This window comes from Klebsiella sp. K5-306 (assembly GCF_051835185.1).
In the GTDB taxonomy this organism is placed as follows: Bacteria; Pseudomonadota; Gammaproteobacteria; order Enterobacterales; family Enterobacteriaceae; genus Klebsiella; species Klebsiella oxytoca.
This window is the reverse complement of the sequence record NZ_JAIFJY010000002.1, coordinates 231,749-250,535: the sequence shown is the minus strand read 5'-3', so window position 1 is coordinate 250,535 and position 18,787 is coordinate 231,749. Positions and strand designations below refer to the sequence as shown.

At 55.6% G+C, this 18,787-nt stretch carries 15 protein-coding genes; 7 read left to right on the top strand and 8 right to left on the bottom strand.

Features of this window, described 5'->3' with window-relative positions:
- Positions 1–45 precede the first annotated feature (45 nt).
- The 3 genes from glyS to K2184_RS04855 form a co-directional block, all read right to left on the bottom strand.
- The gene (gene glyS / locus K2184_RS04865) at positions 46–2,115 is read right to left on the bottom strand and encodes a glycine--tRNA ligase subunit beta (RefSeq protein ID WP_004106780.1); all 2,070 of its coding nucleotides are present in this window, start codon (positions 2,113–2,115) and stop codon (positions 46–48) included.
- A gap of 9 nt (positions 2,116–2,124) precedes the next feature.
- The gene (glyQ, locus tag K2184_RS04860; RefSeq protein ID WP_004106786.1) at positions 2,125–3,036 is read right to left on the bottom strand and encodes a glycine--tRNA ligase subunit alpha; all 912 of its coding nucleotides are present in this window, start codon (positions 3,034–3,036) and stop codon (positions 2,125–2,127) included.
- Between the two features lie 127 nt (positions 3,037–3,163).
- Complete coding sequence (locus K2184_RS04855; protein WP_004116342.1) at positions 3,164–3,469, bottom strand: YsaB family lipoprotein; 306 nt, start codon at positions 3,467–3,469, stop codon at positions 3,164–3,166.
- 180 nt (positions 3,470–3,649) lie between these two features.
- Here K2184_RS04855 and K2184_RS04850 point away from each other — a divergent pair, with 180 nt between their 5' ends.
- On the top strand, positions 3,650–4,645 hold the full coding sequence (locus K2184_RS04850; protein ID WP_004106791.1) for an acyltransferase: 996 nt from the start codon (positions 3,650–3,652) through the stop codon (positions 4,643–4,645).
- 2 nt (positions 4,646–4,647) lie between these two features.
- On the opposite strand, the gene yiaB is transcribed toward K2184_RS04850, so the two are convergent.
- From yiaB to xylA, 3 genes are all read right to left on the bottom strand, one after another.
- Positions 4,648–5,028, bottom strand: coding sequence for an inner membrane protein YiaB (gene yiaB, locus K2184_RS04845; RefSeq protein ID WP_004106793.1), 381 nt, complete (start codon positions 5,026–5,028; stop codon positions 4,648–4,650).
- Between the two features lie 167 nt (positions 5,029–5,195).
- Positions 5,196–6,650: a xylulokinase gene (xylB, locus tag K2184_RS04840; RefSeq protein WP_024274806.1), complete on the bottom strand. Its 1,455-nt coding sequence runs from the start codon at positions 6,648–6,650 to the stop codon at positions 5,196–5,198.
- Positions 6,651–6,746: 96 nt separating this feature from the next.
- Positions 6,747–8,069, bottom strand: coding sequence for a xylose isomerase (xylA, locus tag K2184_RS04835; protein WP_064356406.1), 1,323 nt, complete (start codon positions 8,067–8,069; stop codon positions 6,747–6,749).
- 374 nt (positions 8,070–8,443) lie between these two features.
- Here xylA and xylF point away from each other — a divergent pair, with 374 nt between their 5' ends.
- The 4 genes from xylF (at position 8,444) to xylR (ending at position 13,498) form a co-directional block, all read left to right on the top strand.
- Positions 8,444–9,436, top strand: coding sequence for a D-xylose ABC transporter substrate-binding protein (gene xylF, locus K2184_RS04830; protein ID WP_053064473.1), 993 nt, complete (start codon positions 8,444–8,446; stop codon positions 9,434–9,436).
- A 64-nt stretch (positions 9,437–9,500) separates the two neighbouring features.
- Positions 9,501–11,039, top strand: a complete 1,539-nt coding sequence (locus tag K2184_RS04825; protein ID WP_004106801.1) for a xylose ABC transporter ATP-binding protein — start codon at positions 9,501–9,503, stop codon at positions 11,037–11,039.
- Complete coding sequence (xylH, locus tag K2184_RS04820; RefSeq protein ID WP_004116352.1) at positions 11,020–12,198, top strand: xylose ABC transporter permease XylH; 1,179 nt, start codon at positions 11,020–11,022, stop codon at positions 12,196–12,198. The genes K2184_RS04825 and xylH overlap by 20 nt, the downstream gene beginning before the upstream one ends.
- Positions 12,199–12,319: 121 nt before the next feature.
- Positions 12,320–13,498, top strand: a complete 1,179-nt coding sequence (gene xylR / locus K2184_RS04815) for a D-xylose utilization transcriptional activator XylR (RefSeq protein WP_004106805.1) — start codon at positions 12,320–12,322, stop codon at positions 13,496–13,498.
- Between the two features lie 60 nt (positions 13,499–13,558).
- Here the strand turns inward: xylR and K2184_RS04810 are convergent, their stop codons facing one another.
- Positions 13,559–14,386 carry a protein bax gene (locus K2184_RS04810; RefSeq protein ID WP_072060468.1) on the bottom strand — a complete coding sequence of 276 codons (828 nt, stop codon included), beginning with the start codon at positions 14,384–14,386 and terminating at the stop codon, positions 13,559–13,561.
- Positions 14,387–14,701: 315 nt separating this feature from the next.
- Between K2184_RS04810 and K2184_RS04805 the strand changes: the two genes are divergently transcribed.
- Positions 14,702–16,732: an alpha-amylase gene (locus K2184_RS04805; RefSeq protein WP_163524752.1), complete on the top strand. Its 2,031-nt coding sequence runs from the start codon at positions 14,702–14,704 to the stop codon at positions 16,730–16,732.
- A gap of 174 nt (positions 16,733–16,906) precedes the next feature.
- Positions 16,907–18,163 carry a valine--pyruvate transaminase gene (avtA, locus tag K2184_RS04800; protein ID WP_047720528.1) on the top strand — a complete coding sequence of 419 codons (1,257 nt, stop codon included), beginning with the start codon at positions 16,907–16,909 and terminating at the stop codon, positions 18,161–18,163.
- An 84-nt stretch (positions 18,164–18,247) separates the two neighbouring features.
- On the opposite strand, the gene K2184_RS04795 is transcribed toward avtA, so the two are convergent.
- Positions 18,248–18,736 carry a 4Fe-4S dicluster domain-containing protein gene (locus tag K2184_RS04795; RefSeq protein WP_016807718.1) on the bottom strand — a complete coding sequence of 163 codons (489 nt, stop codon included), beginning with the start codon at positions 18,734–18,736 and terminating at the stop codon, positions 18,248–18,250.
- Positions 18,737–18,787 lie beyond the last annotated feature (51 nt).

Below are 18,787 nucleotides of genomic sequence, written 5' to 3'. Positions count from 1 at the left end.
AAAAAAACCTGCCCGCAGGCAGGTTTTTTATTATTACCCATTCACTTACTGCAGCAGGGAAATATCCGCTACCTGCAGGAACAGATCGCGCAGCTTGGACAGCAGCGTCAGTCGGTTTACGCGCACGTCCTGATCTTCTGCGTTCACCATCACGTTCTCAAAGAACTCATCCACCGGCTCGCGCAGGGACGCCAGCTCAATCAGCGCATCCTGGTAACGCCCTTCGGCGAAGTACGGCTGCAGCTTATCGCGCAGCACGACTAAATTGCCTGCCAGCTTGATCTCGGCCGCTTCTTTCAATACCGAAGCATGGACGATATCGTTCAGCGTAACGTCTGATTTCGCCAGAATGTTAGAAACACGCTTGTTGGCCGCCGCCAGCGCAGAGGACTCTTCGAGGGTACGGAAGTGGGAAACCGCCTTCATACGCGCATCGAAGTCTGCCGGACGGGTCGGACGACGCGCCAGCACCGCCTGAATCGTGTCGACGGTATAGCCTTCATCCTGATACCAGGCACGGAAGCGCCCCAGCATGAAGTCGATAACATCATCAACGACGTTGCCGTTGGTCAGCTTATCGCCGTACAGACGTACCGCTTCTTCGGTGAGGGTCTGCAGGTCCAGATTGAGGTTCTTCTCAACGATAATACGCAGCACGCCCAGCGCGGCGCGGCGCAGCGCAAACGGGTCCTTATCGCCTTTCGGATGCTGACCGATGCCAAAGATACCCGCCAGGGTGTCCATCTTATCGGCAATCGCAACCGCGCAGGCTACCGGGTTAGACGGCAGGTCATCGCCAGCAAAGCGCGGCTGATACTGCTCGTTCAGGGCAACCGCAACGTCTTCCGCTTCGCCATCATGGCGCGCGTAGTGCATGCCCATCACGCCCTGCGTATCGGTGAACTCGAAGACCATGTTGGTCATCAGGTCGCACTTGGAGAGCAGGCCCGCGCGGGTGGCATGATTCACGTCAGCGCCAATCTGCTCGGCGATCCAGCCGGCCAGCGCCTGAATACGATCGGTCTTATCGCGCAGCGTACCCAGTTGCTGCTGGAACAGGACGGTTTGCAGACGCGGAAGGTTATCTTCCAGACGTTTTTTACGGTCAGTATTGAAGAAGAACTCAGCATCCGCCAGGCGCGGGCGAACCACTTTCTCGTTACCGGAGATAATCTGCTGCGGATCTTTCGACTCAATGTTGGCGACGAAGATGAAGTTCGGCAGCAGCTTGCCCGCGTTGTCGTAAACCGGGAAGTACTTCTGGTCGCCCTTCATGGTGTAAACCAGCGCTTCGGCAGGCACCGCAAGGAATTTCTCTTCGAACTTCGCGGTGAGGACTACCGGCCATTCCACCAGTGAAGTCACCTCTTCCAGCAGACTTTCGCTCAGATCGGCGTTGCCGCCAATTTTACGCGCTGCTTCTTCTGCATCGGCTTTAATTTTGGCTTTACGCTGTTCGTAATCGGCGATGACTTTACCGCGCTCCAGCAGGATCTGCGGATACTGATCGGCATTGTCGATAGTGAACTCAGCCTCGCCCATAAAGCGGTGGCCGCGAATAACGCGATCGGACTGGACGCCCAGAATAGTTGCCGGGATGACTTTGTCGCCCAGCAGCAGGGTCACGGTATGAACCGGACGCACGAAGTGGACGTCAGACGCGCCCCAGCGCATCAGTTTCGGGATCGGCAGCTTCGCCAACGAGGTTGCGATCATGTTCGGCAGCAGCGCTTCGGTGCTCTCGCCTTTCACGTGAGCACGATACAGCAGCCATTCGCCCTTATCGGTCGTCAGACGTTCCGCCTGATCGACGGTGATACCGCAGCCGCGCGCCCAGCCTTCGGCCGCTTTACTCGGGTGGCCGCTGGCGTCAAACGCCTGGGCAATCGCCGGACCGCGTTTTTCGACTTCGCGGTCTGCTTGCGCAGCCGCCAGATTCGCCACTTTCAGCGCCAGACGGCGCGGCGCGGCAAACCATTCAACTTTACCGTGCGCTAGGCCAGCGTTATCCAGCTCTGCGGTCACGTTCGCAGCAAAGGATTCAGCCAGGCTGCGCAGGGCTTTTGGTGGCAGTTCTTCAGTGCCGATTTCCACCAGGAAAGTTTTCTCAGACATGGCTGCCTCTTATTTATTCTTGTTGCACATCGGGAAGCCAAGGGCTTCACGGGAAGCATAGTAAGCTTCAGCCACTGCTTTGGTCAGGGTGCGAATGCGCAGGATATAGCGCTGACGCTCGGTGACGGAGATGGCTTTACGCGCGTCCAGCAGGTTAAAGCTATGGGCGGCTTTGAGAATGCGCTCGTAGGCAGGCAGCGGCAGCGGGTTTTCCAGCGCCAGCAGCTGCTGGGCTTCTTTCTCGTACTGCTCGAAGCAGGAGAACAGGAAGTCCACGTCAGCGTATTCGAAGTTATAGGTGGATTGCTCCACTTCGTTCTGATGGAACACGTCGCCGTAGGTCGTTTTCCCCAGCGGGCCATCGCTCCAGACCAGATCGTAAACGCTGTCGACACCCTGGATATACATCGCCAGACGTTCCAGACCGTAGGTGATCTCGCCGGTAACCGGCTTACACTCCAGACCGCCCACCTGCTGGAAGTAGGTGAACTGCGTGACTTCCATACCGTTCAGCCACACTTCCCAACCCAGACCCCAGGCGCCCAGCGTCGGGTTTTCCCAGTTGTCTTCGACGAAGCGAATGTCGTGGATGGTCGGGTCCATACCCAGCTCTTTCAGCGAGCCAAGGTAGAGCTCCTGGATGTTCTCCGGGGAGGGTTTTATCACTACCTGGAACTGATAGTAGTGCTGTAAGCGGTTCGGGTTTTCACCGTAACGGCCATCGGTCGGGCGACGAGACGGCTGCACGTAGGCGGTCGCCATCGGCTCTGGACCCAATGCGCGTAAGCAGGTCATCGGGTGAGAGGTGCCTGCGCCGACTTCCATGTCCAGTGGTTGAACAATGGTGCAGCCCTGGCGAGCCCAGTAATCCTGTAAGGTCAGGATCAGGCCCTGGAAGGTCCTGGTATCAAACTTTTGCATATGATTTCGTGCTGGATACGTGTGGATTTAAAGGAAGGAGCCAGTATACCCGCTGGCTGCGAGATATACAGTACGAAACGGGGTTGTTTAGGGAAAATTGCGGAAATTAGCGCCAGCGCGGCCGTCGTTAGCGCATCGAAAGATGTAAAAACTGCCCGTCCGGGTCAAAAGAACAGATAAAGCGTTCATTCCGCGCAGTCTTGCCCGAAAGCTCAAAGCTGCCCTGGAACTGTTCGAAATGGCTGACGTCCACCTGGCGCACGCCTGTATTATAACGGACGGCGGCATTATCCTTGCAAAGCTGCTCCATATTGAGGGTGGTCTGCGGCGTTATCCGCGCTTTCTGCGCCTTCTGCGTAGGCTGAGGCGGCGTTGCGCTACAGCCCGCCAGCAGGCACAGCAGTAGTCCAGAAAACGCATATTTCATCACCATTTGTTCTCGACCGCCTTGTTAGTAAATTGTTATCGTGCAGCTTACGTAAAATAACCGGCTCATTGTGCGAATTGGGCCACACCTCGACAAGTCTATGGCGAAAAACTCAGATTATTCCACTGCGACAGGGTCGAATATGGATAGTCAGAGCCAGATGGAGAAGGTGAAACTGAGGTTCTGATGCAGGAAAAAATACACTGGATTACTAATTTGCGCGGCATTGCCTGTCTGATGGTCGTCATGATTCATAGCACTACCTGGTATATTACGCACCCGCACGCGATTAGCCTGCTGGAGTGGGATTTGGCCAATATCCTCAACTCTGCGTCCCGCGTCAGCGTACCGCTATTTTTCATGATTTCAGGCTATCTGTTTTTCGGTGAGCGCAGCGCCCAGCCCCGCCATTTTCTGCGTATCGCGCTGTGCATTCTCTTCTACAGCACGCTATCGCTGCTCTATATCACCCTGTTCACCCATATCAACGTTGAGCTGTCGCTGAAGAATTTGCTGCAAAAACCGGTGTTCTACCATCTGTGGTTTTTCTTCGCCATCGTCGTGATATATCTGCTTTCGCCGCTGGTGCAGGTTAAACAGGTAAGCGGCAGGATGCTGCTGGCGCTGATGCTGGTACTGGGCATTCTGGCGAACCCCAATATGGTCCAGGTAAAAGCCGGAGGCGTTGAATGGTTGCCGTTCAATCTTTATATCAATGGCGACACGTTTTACTACGTGATGTATGGCGTGCTGGGACGGGCTATCGGCATGCTGGATACCGAGAAAAAATGGCTGACCGCCCTCTGCGCCGCGCTGTTCATCGCCGGCGTGTGGGTAATCTCACGCGGCACGCTGCACGAGCTGCGCTGGCGCGGCGATTTCGGCGATACCTGGTATTTATACTGCGGTCCTGCGGTTTTTGTCTGCGCCATCGCTCTGCTGACGCTGGTAAAAAACACGCTCAATCGGCGTCAGCTGCCGCTTATTGCGCCGATTGCGCGCCATTCTTTAGGGATTTACGGTTTTCATGCGCTGATCATTCACGCGCTGCGCGCCAGCGGGCTTGAACTAAGCCGCTGGCCGTTACTGGATATTATCTGGATATTCAGCGCCGCGCTGCTGGGCAGCTTACTGCTCTCGGCTCTGGTTCAGCGGTTTGATAGCCGCCGTTTCGTCAGCTAAGGCTATTCCGTAGGGTCTTGCGGCGCCACGCCCGCCGCCAGTGCTTTATGCGGCAAGGCTGACGCGCCGTACATGCACACAAACCAGGCCGCCACGTAGATGCTTTTCTCATCCCAACCGGCAGGTACAAACCTCGCGCCGACCATTAACAGGCCAAGCGAAAGCAGGAGCACCAGTCGGCATAGCGATACAAACCCGTCGTCATTTCTGCGCTCCTCCTGCATCGTGCGCTGATGGGCCAGCATGGCGAACATCCCCATCACCAGTACGCCGAGGAAATAGCCTTTACCGCTAAATAACGGACAGGTGTGCCAGATCCCCATCAGATACACCAGCGCCCCGATGACCATCAACAGTTTCGGCGCAATATTCTTATTTTTCATGGAGCCTCCCTGCGAAAGATGGCGTCCATTATGTACCGGTAAAGCTTTACTGCTGATGCTTCAGGAAGCAGAAACGACAAATTCGGAATATATAAATACGCAGGACAGATAAATGCGAACGATGCATTCATGGATGTAATTTGCCCTCGTTAACCGAGGGCAAAATATTACGACATCAGCGGTAAAAGCTGCTGATAAATCTGTCGGAATGTCTCCCGACGGGGGGCGTAGCGGGCAAAACGCTCGTCATCAGGGCAGTGGGCCTGCTCCAGCGGGAGCTGCGGCAGCAGATCGGAGAATGCGACGTTTTTATGCAGCGCCAGCTGCGCCAGTCGCGCCGCGCCAAGCGCCGGTCCCACGTCGCCGCCGGTGCGGAAATCAAGCTGCTGACCGCTGATATCCGCCAGCATTTGCCGCCAGTACGCGCTGCGCGCGCCGCCGCCAATCAGCGTCACGCTTTCCGGCTTCACGCCGCAGGAGTGCACCACATCCATGCCATCCGCCAGCGCATAACCGACGCCCTCCAGCACCGCCCGCGCCAGCTCCGCCGGACCATGTTGATGAGTCAGGCCGAAAAAGACGCCTTTCGCCTGCGGATTGTTGTGCGGCGTACGTTCACCGGAGAGGTAAGGCAGAAACCAGATAGGATCGGCACTCTCGTTCGCCGACTCCGCCGCCGCAATCAACGCCGGAACCGTGCCAAGGCCGGTTAATGTCGCCGCCCAATCCAGACAGGAAGCCGCGCTCAGCATCACCGACATCAGGTGCCAGCGCCCGGGCAGCGCGTGGCAGAAACTGTGTACGGCGCTTTCCGGCTTACTAAGAAAGCCGTCGCTGACCGCAAAGTAGACGCCCGAGGTCCCCAGCGACAGCATCGCCTGCCCCGCATCCGCCATACCTACGCCAACCGCACCGGCTGCGTTATCGCCGCCGCCGGCTACCACCAGCGCTTCCGGCATATTCCACGACTGCGCAACCGTCGGGCGCAGCGCCCCCGTGACTTCACATCCTTCGAACAGCGTCGGCATGTTGTCGCGGTTCAGACCGCAGGCGGCGAGCATCTCATCGCTCCAGTCCCTTCGCGCCACGTCCATCCACATCGTTCCAGCGGCATCGGACATATCGCTGGCAAACTCGCCGGTCATGCGTAAACGTAGATAATCTTTAGGCAGCAGGACTTTATCAACCCGCTCGAAGATCTCAGGCTCGTGGCGTTGTACCCACAGCAGCTTCGGCGCGGTGAATCCCGGCATCATCAGGTTGCCGGTTATCTGCCGCGAGCGGCTGACTTTCTCTTCCAGCAGCGCGCACTCTTCACCGCAGCGGCCATCATTCCATAAAATCGCCGGGCGCAGGACACGCTGTTGCTTATCCAGCAGCGTCGCGCCGTGCATCTGGCCCGCAATACCTAACGCTTTGACTTCGCGCAGCGAGTGCTGCGCACCCAGCGCTTTCATCGCGCGGTCCGTCGCCTGCCACCAGTGCTCGGGGTCCTGTTCAGACCATAGAGGGTGCGGACGCGACACGTTGAGCTTTTCAGTATGCGAAGCCACGACCTCGCCCTGCTCATTGAGCAGAATAGCTTTGACGCCCGAGGTGCCCAGATCAATCCCGATATACATACAGCCTCTCCTTACTGACGCGCCACGGCTAAGCGTGGCGCGAATAAAGCATCGGTTATAGCCAATGCCCGGTCCCGCCGGGCATCATCGCCTTCATTAGCGATCAAAAAGGTAGCGGTTTACCACATTTTCCAGCAGCTCCTGATGGCCGCTCTGGTGCTGCGGCGCCAGGTCATGCTGAGTGGCATAGCGAGCAATATCCGCCAGGTTCATCTGGCCTTTCAGGATCTGCTGACCCAGCTCGCCGTTCCAGCCGGCATAACGTTTGGCAACGCGTTTATCCAGCTCGCCGCCTTCAATCATGCGCGCGGCAACTTTCAGCGCCAGCGCCATGGTGTCCATTGCGCCGATATGGCCGTAGAACAGGTCGTATTTATCGGTGCTCTGACGACGCACTTTAGCATCAAAGTTCAGGCCGCCGGTGGTGAAACCACCCGCTTTCAGGATTTCGTACATCACCAGCGCGTTTTCTTCAACGCTGTTCGGGAACTGGTCGGTATCCCAGCCCAGCTGCGGGTCACCGCGGTTAGCGTCAACGGAACCAAACAGTCCCAGAGCAATGGCAGTCGCAATTTCGTGATGGAACGTATGACCGGCCAGCGTCGCGTGGTTCGCTTCGATGTTCAGTTTGATCTCTTTTTCCAGGCCGAACTGTTTCAGGAAACCATAGACGGTAGAAGCGTCGTAATCATACTGATGTTTGGTTGGCTCCTGCGGTTTGGGTTCAATCAGCAGCGTACCCTGGAAGCCAATCTTGTGTTTGTGCTCAACGACCAGTTGCATAAAGCGGCCAATCTGCTCGCGCTCCTGACGCAGATCGGTATTCAGCAGGGTTTCATAACCTTCACGGCCGCCCCACAGGACATAGTTTTCGCCGCCCAGCTTGTGGGTCGCATCCATTGCGGTGACCACCTGAGTCGCCGCCCAGCTGAACACTTCCGGATCCGGATTGGTTGCCGCCCCGGCGCCATAGCGCGGGTTCGTAAAGCAGTTTGCCGTTCCCCACAGCAGCTTGACGCCGCTCTGCTGCTGTTTTTCCGCCAGCACTTCAACCATTTGCGCAAAGTTGTTGGCATACTCTTTCAGCGATGCCCCTTCAGGGGAAACGTCAACGTCGTGGAAACAGTAGTACGGTACGTTCAGTTTGTGGAAAAACTCAAACGCGACATCCGCTTTGCGTTTCGCCATTTCCAGCGCTTCGCCCGGCTGCTGCCACGGGCGGTTAAAGGAGCCCACGCCAAACATGTCAGCACCATTCCAGCAGAAGGTGTGCCAGTAGCAGGCCGCAAAGCGCAGGTGGTCTTCCATCCGTTTGCCCAGCACCAGTTCATCCGGGTTGTAATGACGGAAAGCCAGTGGGTTAGCGGATGTCGGGCCTTCATAACGAACGCGATCGAGTTGATCAAAATAGGTCTGCATAATGAACTCCATATTCAGGGATGCGGCGAGTAATAAGTCATAAGCCAATATAGAATTCTCTTTTTACTTTCCTCAATTACGTTATTTCACACCGTGATTGAGAGAATCCACAAACGTGCGCCAGGTCGCAAAAACAATAGAACAACGCCCTCACTTCGCTGCTTACGCCACGAGAGATCAATGAAATACGATGAGAACTAATTATTAAAGTACGATCCCGGTCATAAATTAACAAATAAACAAAATTTCATAACGGCAAAATAAGCATAGATAATTGCCAGCGCCCCTTTCCGCGTTAAAAATCTGCTACGTATCAGGCCGTTTATTTTTATCGTTCGTCTTATCCTGCACTTTACAAAAAAGGTGTTATTATTATGAAGATAAAGAACCTTTGCCTAACGCTCTGTGCTTCACTCCTCCTCACCAGCCTGTCGGGCATTGCGAAAGAAGTTAAAATTGGCATGGCGATTGACGATCTGCGTCTTGAGCGCTGGCAAAAAGATCGCGATATTTTTGTCAATAAAGCTGAATCATTAGGTGCAAAAGTATTCGTCCAGTCAGCCAATGGCAACGAAGAAACGCAAATGTCGCAAATCGAAAACATGATTAATCGCGGCGTCGACGTTCTGGTTATTATTCCCTATAACGGTCAAGTGCTGAGTAATGTGATAAAAGAGGCTAAACAGGAGGGAATTAAAGTTCTCGCCTACGATCGTCTCATCAATAATGCTGACATTGATTTTTATATTTCTTTTAATAATGAGAAAGTGGGCGAAATGCAGGCGCAAAGCCTGGTCGATAAAGTGCCTCAGGGTAACTATTTCTTAATGGGCGGCTCGCCCGTTGATAATAACGCCAAGCTTTTCCGCGCCGGCCAAATGAAAGTCCTTAAGCCCTATATTGATGAAGGCAAAATTAAAGTCGTCGGCGATCAGTGGGTTGACGGATGGCTACCTGAAAACGCACTGAAAATTATGGAAAACGCCCTGACCGCCAACAATAATAAAATTGATGCGGTTGTCGCCTCTAACGATGCCACCGCCGGCGGCGCCATTCAGGCCCTGAGCGCCCAGGGGCTCGCAGGCAAAGTGGCGATCTCCGGTCAGGATGCCGACCTCGCCGGCGTGAAGCGCATTATCGCTGGCACCCAAACGATGACCGTCTACAAACCGATCGCCACCCTTGCCACCACCGCGGCGGAGATTGCCGTCGAACTGGGCAACGACACACAGCCGAAGGCTGACGCCACGCTCAACAACGGCCTGAAAGATGTCCCTTCTCGTCTGCTGACGCCCATTGAAGTCAATAAAGACAACATTGACCAGACGGTGATCAAAGACGGTTTCCATAAAAAAAGCGAGCTGTAATCTCTGACGCCCTCTGCCGGGGGCGTTACTCCATCCAGCCGGATATCGCTTATGCGGAGCCTCTATGTCCTGGTTACTCGAAATGAAAAACATGACTAAAACCTTCGGCGCGGTGAAGGCGATTGATAATGTCAGCCTGCGGCTGAACGCCGGGGAAGTGGTCTCATTATGCGGAGAAAACGGCTCCGGGAAATCTACGCTCATGAAGGTGCTTTGCGGAATATACCCGCACGGTAGCTATGAGGGAGAGATTATTTTTTCCGGAGAAACTTTGCAGCCGGGCCATATTCGCGATACCGAACGCAAAGGAATTGCCATCATTCATCAGGAGCTGGCGCTGGTAAAACACCTGACCGTTCTGGAGAATATTTTTCTCGGCGCGGAGATCTCCCGCCACGGTCTGCTGGATTACGAAACCATGACCTTACGCTGCGAGAAGCTGCTGGCCCAGGTCAATTTAGCCATATCACCCGACACCCGCGTCGGCGATTTAGGCCTTGGCCAGCAGCAGCTGGTCGAAATAGCGAAAGCGCTAAATAAACAGGTACGGTTGTTAATTCTCGACGAACCCACCGCCTCATTAACGGAACAAGAAACGGCCATTCTGCTGAATATTATTCGCGATTTGCAAAATCACGGTATTGCCTGTATTTACATTTCCCACAAACTCAATGAAGTCAAAGCGATATCCAATACTATCTGCGTGATCCGCGATGGGCAGCATATCGGTACCCGTAACGCTGACGGCATGAACGAAGATGACATCATCACCATGATGGTCGGCCGCGAGCTTACCGCCCTCTATCCGAACGAAGCCCATAGCTGCGGCGATGAAATCCTGCGCGTAGAAAATTTAACCGCCTGGCATCCGGTCAATCGCCACATTAAGCGGGTCAATGACGTCTCTTTTTCACTGCGGCGCGGCGAAATTCTGGGGATAGCCGGACTGGTCGGCGCGGGCCGTACCGAAGCGGTACAGTGCCTGTTTGGCGTCTGGCCGGGCCGCTGGCAGGGGAAAATTTTCATCGATGGCCAGCAGGTGACGATTCACAACTGCCAGCAGGCCATCGCGCAGGGCATCGCCATGGTGCCGGAAGACAGAAAGAAAGACGGCATCGTGCCGGTGATGGCGGTGGGTAAAAATATCACCCTCGCCGCGTTAAACCAGTTTACCGGCCCGCTGAGCAGCCTTGACGATGCCGGAGAGCAACACTGCATTCAGCAATCCATCCAGCGTTTGAAAATCAAAACCTCATCGCCAGAGCTGGCGATCGGTCGCCTGAGCGGCGGCAATCAGCAAAAGGCGATCCTCGCCCGCTGCCTGCTGCTGAACCCGCGCATTCTGATACTCGATGAGCCTACCCGCGGCATTGATATCGGCGCCAAGTACGAAATCTACAAGTTGATTAATCAGCTGGTGCAGCAGGGGATCGCCGTCATTGTCATTTCATCCGAACTGCCCGAAGTACTGGGGCTAAGCGATCGGGTGCTGGTGATGCATGAGGGCAAACTGAAGGCCGATTTGATTAATCAGGGCCTGACACAGGAACAGGTGATGGAAGCCGCACTGAGGAGCGAACGCCATGTCGAAGAACACGTCTGAAATGAAACTCACCCCGCCCGTCTCCGGGGCTTTTTCCGGGCTAAAAGGGATGAATCTCCAGGTATTCGTGATGATCGCCGCTATCGTGGCCATTATGCTGTTTTTCACCTGGACTACCGAAGGCGCTTATCTGAGCGCGCGTAATATCTCTAACCTGCTGCGCCAGACCGCCATCACCGGCATTCTCGCGGTCGGCATGGTGTTTGTGATTATTTCCGCCGAGATCGATCTTTCCGTCGGCTCGATGATGGGCCTGCTCGGCGGCGCAGCGGCAATATTTGACGTCTGGCTCGGCTGGCCGCTGCCGCTGACGATTGTGGTCACGCTGGCGCTTGGCCTGCTGCTGGGCGCATGGAACGGTTGGTGGGTCGCCTACCGTAAAGTCCCGTCGTTTATCGTGACGCTCGCCGGTATGCTGGCATTCCGCGGTATTCTGATAGGTATCACCAACGGGACCACCGTCTCTCCCACCAGCCCGGCGATGTCGCAAATCGGCCAGAGCTATCTGCCTGATGGTATTGGCTTTGGTATCGGCGTGGCGGGAATGGCGGCCTTTATTATCTGGCAATGGCGCGGCCGTATGCGACGTCAGGCCCTGGGACTTGCCACGCCCGCTTCCGCTTCGACCGTAGGTCGCCAGACGATTACCGCCGTTATTGTGCTGGGCGCTATCTGGCTATTAAACGACTATCGCGGCGTCCCGACGCCGGTACTGATTCTCGCCGCGTTGCTGCTGGCGGGTATGTTTATGGCCACCCGCACCGCGTTTGGCCGCCGCATCTACGCCATCGGCGGCAACCTGGAAGCCGCGCGTCTATCCGGCATTAGCGTGGAACGCACCAAGCTGGCGGTGTTCGCCATTAATGGCCTGATGGTGGCGATTGCCGGGTTGATTCTCAGTTCACGTCTGGGCGCCGGTTCTCCTTCTGCCGGCAACATCGCCGAACTGGACGCCATCGCCGCCTGCGTGATCGGCGGAACCAGCCTCGCCGGCGGCGTCGGCAGCGTTGCCGGCGCGGTCATGGGCGCGTTTATCATGTCCGCGCTGGACAACGGCATGAGCATGATGGATGTCGCCACCTTCTGGCAGTACATCGTTAAAGGGGTCATTTTATTACTCGCGGTGTGGATGGATTCAGCCACCAAACGCCGGAGCTGAGAGCTTTGAAAAAAATGCCCGAATTCTTTGCGCTACAGCCAAACTTAGGCACAAGTAGCTTGAAATAATCCGGGCATTGGCCGGTATTGTATGGCCTGCAAGAGAGACCAGGAACAACACTATGTTTGAAAAGCGTCACCGTATTACGTTGTTATTCAACGCCAACAAGGCCTATGACCGCCAGGTCGTTGAGGGCGTCGGCGAATATTTACAAGCATCGCAATTGGAATGGGATATCTTCATTGAGGAAGATTTTCGGGCGCGAATTGAAAACATCAAGGAGTGGTTAGGCGACGGCGTTATTGCCGATTACGACGACCCGGAGATTGAAAACCTGCTGCTCGACGTTAATGTTCCAATTGTCGGCGTCGGCGGCTCCTTCCACCGCCCGGAGTGCTATCCGCCGGTTCACTACATCGCTACCGACAACGCCGCGCTGGTCGAGAGCGCCTTCCTCCATCTGAAGGAAAAGGGCATCAACCGCTTTGCCTTTTATGGCCTGCCCACATCCAGCTGTAAAGGCTGGGCCGCAGAGCGCGAGCATGCTTTTTGTCAGCTGGTCGCCAGAGAGAAATATCGCGGCGTGGTCTATCAGGGGCTCGAGACAGCGCCGGAAAACTGGCAGCATGCGCAAAATCGCCTCGCCGACTGGCTACAAACCCTGCCGCCGCAAACCGGCATTATCGCCGTCACCGACGCCCGCGCCCGTCATGTGTTACAGGCCTGCGAGCTGTTGCATATCCCCGTTCCGGAAAAGCTGTGCGTTATTGGCATTGATAACGAAGAGCTTACCCGCTATCTGTCGCGCGTGGCGCTGTCTTCCGTTGCTCAGGGCACCCGCCAGATGGGCTATCAGGCGGCAAAGCTGCTGCATCGTCTGCTGGAGAATGAAGAGCTGCCGCTTCAACGACAGCTTATCCCGCCGATGCGCGTAGTAGAGCGCCGCTCCACCGACTACCGATCGCTAACCGACCCTTCGGTTATCCAGGCGATGCACTATATTCGTAACCACGCCTGTAAAGGGATTAAGGTAGAGCAGGTACTGGACGCCGTAGGCATTTCCCGCTCGAATCTGGAAAAACGCTTCAAAGAGGAAGTGGGTGAGACAATTCATACGGTGATCCACAGCGAGAAGCTGGAAAAAGCGCGCAGCCTGCTGGTTTCAACCACCCTGTCGATTAATGAAATCTCGCAGATGTGCGGCTATCCGTCGTTGCAGTACTTCTATTCGGTGTTTAAGAAAGAGTACGACGTGACGCCGAAGGAGTATCGCGATCGGCACAGTGAAGTCATGATGTAGAGAGCAAAGAAAAATGCCCGGGCTTGCGCGCCGGGCATTAATAATGTCATGGATAAGCCATTACATATGCGCGGCAATCAACCGCTGGTTATCCTGATACATGGCGAAGAGATAGTTGTTATAGCTCGACCCTTTAGTCGAATAGCCCTTCAGCTTATGAATCATGGTGCTGGCGGTCACTTCCTGATCGGCCTTGCGCAGCTGCGCACGCGATTTACGGAACGATGAATAAGCCGGATGCGTATTCAGGTTTCTCACGTAGGCCTGAACGGACTCTTCCACCGAATCAAACTGCGAGTAGCCCTTCACCGCGCCGCGGCAGTTTCCACCGCCACACTTCATACCAAACAGATTGTTGTTAACGCGCGCCAGTTTTGATGTTCCCCAGCCGCTTTCCGCCGCCGCCATGGTTGCAACCATGCTGTTCGGGATAATATCGACGCGTTCAAGCAACGAGTTCCATGGAATATGGCGAGTATTGCCGGACCACTTCACTTTATAGCGCGAGGCGATCTCTTTCAGGCGCGTACGCTCGCTCGGCGACCAGCGCGCATCGTACTGCTTGGAAACCAGCCAGTTACGATCGGCAGTAATCACCTGATTCTGTTTCGTAATATAAGGCATTACCGTCCGGAGAAACGCTTTTTTCCTTGGTGTCCCGGAAGGGTATTTTCGCAAATCAGGAAGTGAACTGCTCTTTACACTATTGCGAGAATACTCTTGTTTACTGCTTACCTTGCTTACTTTAACGGCACTTTTCTTTTTAACTATTGGGGCTTTATGACTCGTTGTTGCTGTGTGTGTTGTTGCCAGCACACTACCTGAAAATATGCAGGTAAGTAACATGAGTATCGCGGCCCCATATCGTCGAATGGGAGTCGATATCATTAGGTCTCCTGGTCGGATGCAATCATTCCAACGCCTTGTTTTTCACAAAAAATCGATAGTTGAATCGCGAATAGTATCAAAAATACCCAGATGACGCACCCACAGAAATAGTCCAATTCCGAAATGGTGTCACCTGAAATCGGTTTCTGCCGGCCTGCGAAGGCGCAAAAATGCTAGCGCCATCTCATTTTCTGCGCATTTTTTGAGCGCGATCACTCACCCCTTTTCATCCTCCCTGGAAAAGCGCGGCCGGGATGAGTTCATCAGGCGGGCAGACGCGCAAACTGAACAAAACACCGCCTACAGGACTCCGCAATGAAACTCGCTGTGCTTGCGTCGCTGCTGTTGCCTGGGATGGCCTTCGCCGCCTGGACTACCGCAGACTTCCCCGCCTTCACCGAAGAGGGCACCGGCAGATTTATCAGTCAAAACGAGGTAGCAAAGGGTACGCGCCCGCTGCGAATTAATTTTGACCAACAGTGCTGGCAGCCCGCTGGCATGATCAAGCTCAACCAGATGCTGTCGATGGAACCCTGTCGCGACCCGGTGCCGCAGTGGCGCATCTTTCGCGACGGGCGCTATACCCTGGAAGTGGACACCCGTTCGGGTACGCCGACTCTGATGGTCTCCCTTGAGGAGAAACAGTCCGCTGCCGCCGCGCCGCAGATCAAGCAGTGTCCGAAATGGGATGGCAAGCCGCTGACCATTGACGTCAGTAAATCCTTTGCCGAAGGCAGTAAAGTTCGCGACTTTTACAGCGGCAATATCGCGACCGTCAGCGGCGGTAAAATTACCCTCCAGCCGGCGTTTAACAGCAATGGTCTTCTGCTGCTTGAGCGCGCGGAAACCGAATCCGCCGCGCCGTTCAACTGGCACAACGCCACCGTCTATTTCGTTCTGACCGATCGCTTTGTTAACGGCAACCCGGCCAACGACAATAGCTATGGCCGCCACAAAGACGGCATGCAGGAAATCGGCACCTTCCACGGCGGCGACCTGCAGGGCCTGACCAGCAAACTTGATTACATCCAGCAGCTCGGCGTTAACGCGCTCTGGATCAGTTCGCCGCTGGAGCAAATCCACGGCTGGGTCGGCGGCGGTACGAAAGGTGATTTCCCGCATTATGCCTATCACGGCTACTACACCCAGGACTGGACTAAGCTGGATGCCAATATGGGGACGGAAGACGATTTGCGCCGTCTCGTAGACGAGGCCCACAAGCGCGGGATTCGCATTCTGTTCGACGTGGTGATGAACCATACCGGCTACGCGACCCTGGCCGATATGCAGGAGTTTCAGTTTGGCTCGCTGTACATCCAGGGTGACGAACTGAAAAAGACGCTCGGAGAGCGCTGGACCGACTGGAAGCCTCGCGCAGGACAGAGCTGGCACAGTTTTAACGACTACATTAACTTCAGCGATAAAGCCGGATGGGAGAAATGGTGGGGTAAAAAATGGATCCGCACCGATATCGGCGATTACGACAACCCCGGCTTTGACGATCTGACCATGTCGCTGGCCTTCCTGCCGGATCTGAAAACCGAATCCACGGAGCCCCCCGGCTTGCCGAACTTCTATCGCCATAAGCCGGATACCGCCGCTAAAGCGATCCCCGGCTACACGCCGCGCGATTATCTGACCCACTGGCTGAGCCAATGGGTACGCGATTATGGCATCGACGGTTTCCGGGTTGATACCGCCAAACACGTCGAGCAGGCGGCCTGGCTGCAGCTAAAAACCCAGGCCAGTGAAGCGCTGGCGGAATGGAAAAAAGCCAATCCGGATAAAGCGCTGGATAACGCCCCGTTCTGGATGACCGGCGAAGCCTGGGGCCACGGCGTGATGCAGAGCGACTACTATCGTCACGGCTTTGATGCCATGCTGAACTTTGATTATCAGGATCAGGCAGCAAAAGCGACAAGCTGCCTGGCCAATATGGATCTGACCTGGCAACAAATGGCGGAGAAGCTCCAGGATTTCAACGTCTTAAGCTACCTCTCTTCGCACGATACCAGTCTGTTCCGTGAAGGCGGTAGCACGGCGGCGGAACTGCTGCTGCTTGCGCCTGGCGCAGTGCAGATCTACTACGGCGATGAATCCTCACGGCCATTCGGTCCGACCGGCTCCGACCCGCTTCAGGGAACGCGTTCAGATATGAACTGGCAGGACATCAACGGCAAAGCCGCGCGCAGCGTGACCCACTGGGAGAAACTGGGCCAGTTCCGCGCCCGTCATCCGGCCATTGGCATGGGTAAACAAACCACGCTATCGATGGCGACAGGCTACGGCTTTATCCGCGAGAGCGGTGATGACAAAGTCATGGTGGTGTGGGCAGGACAGCAGTAGCTTTTTGATGAGCGGCTCCCCCGACGATCGCGGGAGCCTTTTCAGGATAAACGACCAAAAATCATCTACCTCAAAGCATAAAAACGAATTATCTTCCTGATACCCCGATTTGCACCCTGTCTGCGCTGGCGTTATGGTTACCCACTTTCCTGGAATACCGACAGACTAATCGCGATGACATTTTCACTTTTTGGCGACAAATTTACCCGTCATTCGGGCATCACCCGCTTGATGGAAGACCTCAATGACGGCCTGCGTACGCCAGGCGCCATCATGCTGGGCGGCGGCAATCCCGCACAGATTCCGGAAATGAATGATTACTTCCACAGCCTGCTGAGCGACATGCTGAATAACGGCAAAGCCCTTGATGCGCTTTGCAATTATGACGGCCCGCAGGGTAAAAGCGAGCTGCTGACCCTGCTGGCGCAAATGCTGCGTGATGAACTGGGTTGGGAGATCGAGCCGCAGAATATTGCACTGACAAACGGCAGTCAGAGCGCGTTTTTCTACTTGTTTAACCTCTTCGCAGGACGCCGCGCGGATGGAACCACGCGTAAAGTGCTGTTTCCATTGACGCCTGAGTATATCGGCTACGCCGACTCCGGCCTCGAAGAAGAGCTGTTTGTCGCCACTCGCCCGAACATTGAACTGCTGCCGGAAGGCCAGTTTAAATACCATGTGGATTTCGAACATTTGCAGGTGACGGACGAAACGGGAATGATCTGCGTTTCCCGTCCCACCAACCCAACCGGTAACGTGATCACCGATGATGAGCTGATCAAGCTCGATGCGCTGGCCAATCAGCACGGCATCCCGTTGGTTATCGATAATGCCTACGGCGTTCCGTTCCCGGGCATTATTTTCAGCGACGCCCGACCGCTGTGGAATCCGAATATCGTCCTGTGCATGAGCCTCTCCAAGCTTGGCCTGCCGGGCAGCCGCTGCGGGATTATCATCGCTAACGAAAAAATCATCACCGCCATCAGCAATATGAACGGCATTATCAGCCTCGCCCCCGGTGGAATGGGGCCGGCCATGATGTGCGAGATGATTAAACGCAACGACCTGCTGCGCCTGTCGGAAACGGTGATTAAGCCGTTTTACTACCAGCGCGTTCAGGAGACTATCGCTATTATTCGCCGCTACCTGCCGGAAGATCGCTGCTTGATTCATAAGCCGGAAGGGGCCATTTTCCTCTGGCTGTGGTTTAAAGATTTGCCGATATCTACCGAGCTGCTGTACCAGCGCCTGAAAAAGCGCGGCGTCCTGATGGTGCCAGGCGACTATTTCTTCCCGGGGCTGGATAAACCGTGGCCGCACACGCATCAGTGCATGCGCATGAACTACGTGCCGGATCCGGAGAAGATTGAAGCGGGCGTGAAGATTCTCGCCGAAGAAGTTGAACGCGCATGGAGCGAACAGGACGCGTAATGTGCATCAGCAGACCGGCGGGGCCACCATCGTCTGCCGATCAGTAGCCCCGACAGGCGCGTAGCGCCGTCTACGAGAAATACGCTACATCGCCAGCGCCATCCGCTGGCGACGTTCAGCGGCTATTCTTTCCAGCTCCATGGGCTCTATGCAGCGTAGCGCCTGCGTCGGGCATGCCGCCACGCAGGCCGGGCCCTCTTCACGATGGCTGCACAAATCGCACTTCAGCGCCTGTACGCCCTCCTCCACCCGCATCACCGTCATCGCGCCATAGGGGCACGCCACCATGCAGCTTTTGCACCCAATGCAACGGCGCTGATCCACGCGCCAGACCGAATTTTCTCGGCGGATAGCGCCCTCGGGGCAGACGTTGGCGCAGGGCGCATCTTCACACTGGCGGCACAACGTCGCCGTCGAAAGTTCATCATTCTTTACCACGCGGATCCGCGGTGCAAAGCGCGTAGCGGATACGCCAGAACAATCCTGATTCTGCTGATGGGACACCACGCAGGCGACTTCACAGGTACGGCAGCCGATGCACTTTTGCGCATCCGCGATAATAAACCGGTTCATCCTTGCTCCATTAGGGATAAAAATGCAGAGTGCCAGAAAAAGCCGCTTCCG

Excerpts from the sequence above, each read along its gene's own strand:
- xylH (WP_004116352.1), top strand. The coding sequence starts at position 11,020 with ATGTCGAAGAACACGTCTGAAATGAAACTCACCCCGCCCGTCTCCGGG.
- glyS (WP_004106780.1), bottom strand. The coding sequence starts at position 2,115 with ATGTCTGAGAAAACTTTCCTGGTGGAAATCGGCACTGAAGAACTGCCA.
- K2184_RS04795 (WP_016807718.1), bottom strand. The coding sequence starts at position 18,736 with ATGAACCGGTTTATTATCGCGGATGCGCAAAAGTGCATCGGCTGCCGT.
- K2184_RS04825 (WP_004106801.1), top strand. The coding sequence starts at position 9,501 with ATGTCCTGGTTACTCGAAATGAAAAACATGACTAAAACCTTCGGCGCG.
- xylB (WP_024274806.1), bottom strand. The coding sequence starts at position 6,650 with ATGTATATCGGGATTGATCTGGGCACCTCGGGCGTCAAAGCTATTCTG.
- glyQ (WP_004106786.1), bottom strand. The coding sequence starts at position 3,036 with ATGCAAAAGTTTGATACCAGGACCTTCCAGGGCCTGATCCTGACCTTA.
- yiaB (WP_004106793.1), bottom strand. The coding sequence starts at position 5,028 with ATGAAAAATAAGAATATTGCGCCGAAACTGTTGATGGTCATCGGGGCG.
- K2184_RS04805 (WP_163524752.1), top strand. The coding sequence starts at position 14,702 with ATGAAACTCGCTGTGCTTGCGTCGCTGCTGTTGCCTGGGATGGCCTTC.
- K2184_RS04810 (WP_072060468.1), bottom strand. The coding sequence starts at position 14,386 with ATGATATCGACTCCCATTCGACGATATGGGGCCGCGATACTCATGTTA.
- xylA (WP_064356406.1), bottom strand. The coding sequence starts at position 8,069 with ATGCAGACCTATTTTGATCAACTCGATCGCGTTCGTTATGAAGGCCCG.
- xylR (WP_004106805.1), top strand. The coding sequence starts at position 12,320 with ATGTTTGAAAAGCGTCACCGTATTACGTTGTTATTCAACGCCAACAAG.
- avtA (WP_047720528.1), top strand. The coding sequence starts at position 16,907 with ATGACATTTTCACTTTTTGGCGACAAATTTACCCGTCATTCGGGCATC.
- xylF (WP_053064473.1), top strand. The coding sequence starts at position 8,444 with ATGAAGATAAAGAACCTTTGCCTAACGCTCTGTGCTTCACTCCTCCTC.
- K2184_RS04850 (WP_004106791.1), top strand. The coding sequence starts at position 3,650 with ATGCAGGAAAAAATACACTGGATTACTAATTTGCGCGGCATTGCCTGT.
- K2184_RS04855 (WP_004116342.1), bottom strand. The coding sequence starts at position 3,469 with ATGGTGATGAAATATGCGTTTTCTGGACTACTGCTGTGCCTGCTGGCG.